3 protein-coding genes are annotated in these 5,024 nt (G+C 57.5%); 1 reads left to right on the top strand and 2 read right to left on the bottom strand.

What is annotated here, in order from left to right:
• Nucleotides 1–3,392 (bottom strand): methionine synthase (metH, locus tag RTY00_RS19755; RefSeq protein ID WP_312665685.1); only part of this gene is annotated, 3,392 nt, incomplete at its 3' end.
• Nucleotides 3,393–3,589: 197 nt separating this feature from the next.
• Between metH and iclR the strand changes: the two genes are divergently transcribed.
• Entirely contained in the window at nucleotides 3,590–4,423 is an 834-nt protein-coding gene (iclR, locus tag RTY00_RS19750) for a glyoxylate bypass operon transcriptional repressor IclR (protein ID WP_008109838.1), read from the top strand.
• Here the strand turns inward: iclR and RTY00_RS19745 are convergent.
• A partial coding sequence (locus RTY00_RS19745) for an isocitrate dehydrogenase kinase/phosphatase-domain containing protein (protein WP_312665683.1) occupies nucleotides 4,420–5,024 on the bottom strand: 605 nt, incomplete at its 5' end. The two genes, iclR and RTY00_RS19745, sit on opposite strands and share 4 nt — an antisense overlap.

Here is a 5,024-nt window from a genome sequence, read left to right as displayed (position 1 = left end):
TGATAATTCTCGCGAATCAGCTCTTCGTTGCTCAGATTTTCATGGGCGGCAAAGCCCCAAATCACCTTACGCACGCGCTCGTGCAGGTACTCGGCAAAGGCTTCGGCCAGACGATCCGACACCGCTTTCACCATGATTTTGTTGTAATCATCGTGCTGCTTGTCATACGCCTCGGCCAGCGCATCCTCTTCTATCCCGGCGGTAACCGCAAACGCGCCGAGATAATCGGCTTTACCGCTGGATTTCGGTGCCACAAAATCGGCTAAACAGTAGTTGGCGAAGTCGGTTTTTTCGGTCTGCTGACGCAAGTGATGACTGACGCACAGCACCTGATTGCGGTTCTCATTGCTGTAGATTTCAATGTCGTCACCGACACGGTTAGCCGGGAAAATCCCCATTACGCCGCGTGGATTGAGCGTGCCGGTCTCACTCAGCATATCGAGCATGGCGTTGGCGTCGGCAAACAGGCGCTTAGCCTCTTCACCCACCACTTCATCCTCCAGAATGCGCGGATATTTTCCGGCCAGCGACCAGGTCATAAAGAACGGCGTCCAGTCGATGTAATTGCGCAGCGTTTCAATGCTGGCTTCGACCGGGCTCACGCCAAGTCGATGCGCCACCGGCGGCGTGTAGCTTTCCCAATCGATGGCGTAATCATTATCGCGCGCAGTTTGCAGGCTCACCGGCGGGGTGCGCGGCTTTTTACGCGCATGCTGAATGCGCACCGTGTCGTACTCTTTGCGCGTGCGCGCTACGAAATCCTCTTTCAGCGTCTCGGAGAGCAGCGATGACACCACGCCGACGGTGCGCGAGGCGTTCTGTACGTAGACAGTTGGGCCGCTGTAGTTCTGTTCGATCTTCACGGCGGTATGTGCTTTCGAGGTGGTCGCGCCGCCAATCAGCAGCGGAATGGTGAAGCCCTGACGCTCCATCTCTTTCGCTACGTTGACCATTTCATCCAGCGACGGCGTGATCAGGCCGGAAAGCCCGATAATATCGGCGTTCTCGGCGATCGCGGTTTTGAGGATTTTGTCGCTTGGCACCATGACGCCAAGGTCGATAATTTCGTAGTTGTTACATTGCAGCACCACACCGACGATGTTTTTGCCGATGTCATGCACGTCGCCTTTTACCGTCGCCAGTACGATCTTGCCGTTGCTGCGTCCGGCTTCTTTACTCGCCTCGATATAGGGTTCGAGATACGCCACCGCTTGCTTCATCACGCGCGCCGATTTCACTACCTGCGGCAGGAACATTTTGCCCTCACCGAACAGATCGCCGACCACGTTCATGCCGGACATCAGCGGCCCTTCGATTACCTGAATCGGACGTTCATAGCCCTGACGCGCCTCTTCGGTATCCAGCTCAATGAATTCGGTGATGCCTTTGACCAGTGAATATTCCAGACGCTTAACCACGTCCCAGCTGCGCCATTCGGCCTGCTGTTTCTCCTGCTCGCCATCGCTTTTGCTGCCGCGATACTTCTCGGCCAGCTCCAGCAGGCGCTCGGTGCCGTCGTCACGGCGGTTCAGCACCACGTCTTCCACCGCGTCGCGCAGTTCGGCAGGCAGATCGTCGTAAATCGCCAGCTGACCAGCGTTGACGATGCCCATGTCCATGCCGTTGCGGATAGCGTAATAGAGGAACACCGCGTGAATCGCTTCGCGCACCGGTTCGTTACCACGGAACGAGAACGACACGTTGGAGACGCCGCCGGAGATCATCGCATGCGGCAGTTCGCGCTTGATGTCTTCACAAGCGCCAATGAAATCCATCGCGTAGTTATTGTGTTCTTCGATGCCGGTCGCCACGGCAAAAATATTCGGATCGAAAATGATGTCTTCGGGCGGGAAACCGACCTCTTCGGTCAGGATCTTGTAGGCGCGACGACAGATCTCGATTTTGCGTGCGCGCGTATCCGCCTGGCCCACTTCATCAAACGCCATCACCACCATCGCGGCGCCATAACGACGTACTTTGCGCGCGTGCTCGATGAACGGTTCAACGCCCTCTTTCATCGAGATGGAGTTCACAATGCCTTTGCCCTGAATGCACTGCAGGCCTTTCTCGATCACTTCCCATTTCGAGGAGTCGATCATGATCGGCACGCGTGCGATATCGGGTTCGCCAGCGATCAGATTGAGGAAGCGCACCATCGCTGCTTCCGCATCCAGCATCCCTTCATCCATGTTGATATCGATGATTTGCGCACCGCTCTCAACCTGCTGGCGCGCCACATCCAGCGCTTCGTTGTATTTCTCTTCTTTAATCAGGCGTTTGAACTTGGCCGAGCCGGTAACGTTGGTGCGTTCGCCGACGTTGACGAACAGCGAATCAGCCTGAATATTCAGCGGTTCAAGACCGGCCAGGCGACAGGCAACCGGAATCTCTGGCAACTGGCGCGGCGCAACGCCGTCTACCGCTGCCGCCATCGCCGCGATGTGTTCTGGCGTGGTGCCGCAGCAGCCGCCGATAATATTGAGGAAACCGGCGCGCGCCCATTCGCCAATTTGCTCGGCCATAATCGCCGCATCGAGATCGTATTCACCAAAGGCGTTGGGCAAGCCGGCGTTCGGGTGCGCGGTGACGTAGCCTTCAGCAATACGCGACAGCTCCGCCACATACTGGCGCAGTTCATCCGGGCCCAGCGCACAGTTGAGGCCGAAAGACAGCGGTTCGGCGTGACGCAGCGAGTTATAGAAGCCTTCAGTGGTTTGGCCGGAGAGCGTGCGACCGGAAGCATCGGTGATGGTGCCGGAGATCATCAGCGGCAGCTTGACGCCCATCGCTTCCATCTCGGCCTGCACCGCGTAGATCGCCGCTTTGGCGTTCAGGGTATCGAACACCGTTTCGATCATGATGAGGTCGGAACCACCAGCAATCAGCGCATGTGTGGATTCACGGTAAGCTTCCACCAGCTGATTGAAGGTTACGTTTCGATAAGCGGGATCGTTAACGTCCGGCGAGATCGAACAGGTGCGGTTGGTGGGGCCCAATACGCCCGCCACGTAGCGCGGACGATGCGGCGTTTTCGCCGTCCATTCATCGGCGCTGGCGCGCGCCAGTTTAGCGGCTTCGAAGTTGATCTCCGCCGACAGCGCTTCCATCGCGTAATCGGCCATCGCAATGGTGGTGGAGTTGAAAGTGTTGGTTTCCAGAATATCCGCGCCGGCGGCGAGATAGGCATCGTGGATTTCGCGGATGACGTCCGGTTTGGTCAGCACCAACAGATCGTTGTTGCCCTTCAAATCAGATGGCCAGTCGGCAAAGCGGCTGCCACGGAAATCCTGCTCACTCAGTTTATAACTCTGGATCATGGTGCCCATGCCACCGTCCAGAATCATAATGCGTTGTGCCAGCTGCTGCTGCAGCATTTCTGTTTTGTTGCTCACTCTCGCCCCGTCCACGTCATTGCGTTGGCTAATATGCCAGCCAGACATACTGGCACAACTTGCAGGTGATCAAAAGTCAGCTCAGATGAGACATTTTCAGCTTTTACCCATTACAGGTCTGACCAGAAAGTCAGCGTTTGCATTAATGCAGTTAAAAACGAAAATGGTTTCCAGCATTGATGCGAATTGGAGACGTTATGGCAACCCCTGCGCCCGTTAAACGCGGCAAGAAACCCCGTGCTACAACGACACCCACCAGCGCGCCTGTCGGCGGGCAAGTACAATCTCTGACGCGCGGCCTGCGCCTGCTGGAGCTGATTGCCGAATCCCACGGCAGCGTGGCGCTGACCGAACTGGCGCAACAGGCCGGTTTACCCAACTCCACCACTCATCGCCTGCTCTCCACCATGCAGCAGCAAGGTTTTGTGCATCAGGTGGGCGATTTAGGTTTGTGGACCATTGGTTCACACGCCTTTGTGGTGGGCAGCAGCTTCCTGCAAAGCCGTAATCTGCTGGCGATTGTGCATCCGCTGCTGCGCAAGCTGATGGAAGATGCCGGCGAGACGGTGAATCTGGCGGTGCTGGATCTCAGTGATTATCAGGCGGTGATTATCGATCAGGTGCAGTGTACGCAACTGATGCGTATGTCCGCGCCGATTGGCGGCAAGCTGCCGATGCATGCGTCCGGCGCGGGTAAAGCGTTTCTGGCGCATCTCAGCGATGAGCAAGTCACCGCGCTGCTGCATCAAAAAGGATTGCATCACTACACGCCGAAAACGCTGATGTCGCCACATAGCCTGAAGGAGAATCTGGCGCTGATTCGTAAGATGGGCTTTTCGCACGATGATGAAGAGCACGCGCTGGGTTTGCGTTGCGTTGCGGCGCCGATTTATGACGAACATGGCGAACCCTTCGCCGCCATCTCGATCTCCGGCCCGATTGCGCGCATGACCGACGACCGCATCACCGAGCTCGGCGCGCTGGTGATCCGCGCCGCCAAGCAGGTGACACAAACCTACTCTGGCCGCTAAGCGGCCACCGAAGCATAGCGCGCGCTGAAACGCTGGCTGGCGCGCCACGCAATCACCTCTTCAATATGCCCTTCACGGATGCGCGTTTGCAGCGCGCGCCACCAGTTGGGATCAAACAGCTGCGGATGCAGCGCCTGCAGCAGTTTGCCGGTCGATGGTTCGCTGCAAAGCGCATAGCGGAAAGTTTCCGGAAACACATCATCCGGCCCGACGCTGTACCACGGCTCGGCCTGCAGCTCATCCTCCTCATAACGCGCCTGTGGTACATCGCGGAACACCAGCTCGGTCATCGGGCGGATTTCGTCGTAATCGTAAAACACCACGCGGCCGTGACGCGTCATGCCAAAGTTTTTGTACAGCATGTCGCCGGGGAAAATGTTCGCCGCCGCCAGCTGACGAATCGCATCACCGTATTCGCCAATCGCATGCTGGCGCTGTTCCGGCGAGGCCTGAGCCAGCCACAGATTAAGCGGCTCCATGCGGCGTTCCAGCCACAAATGACGGATGATCACCACGTCGTCGCGCACCTCGAGTTTTTCCGGGATGTCGCGCTCAAACTCCGCCATCAGTTCAGCCGGAATACGCGCGCGCGGTAACGCAA

It is taken from the genome of Pantoea sp. CTOTU49201, from assembly GCF_032054795.1.
Classification (GTDB): Bacteria; Pseudomonadota; Gammaproteobacteria; order Enterobacterales; family Enterobacteriaceae; genus Pantoea; species Pantoea symbiotica.
The sequence above is the reverse complement of the archived record's forward strand: the minus strand, read 5'-3'. Positions and strand labels throughout refer to the sequence as shown.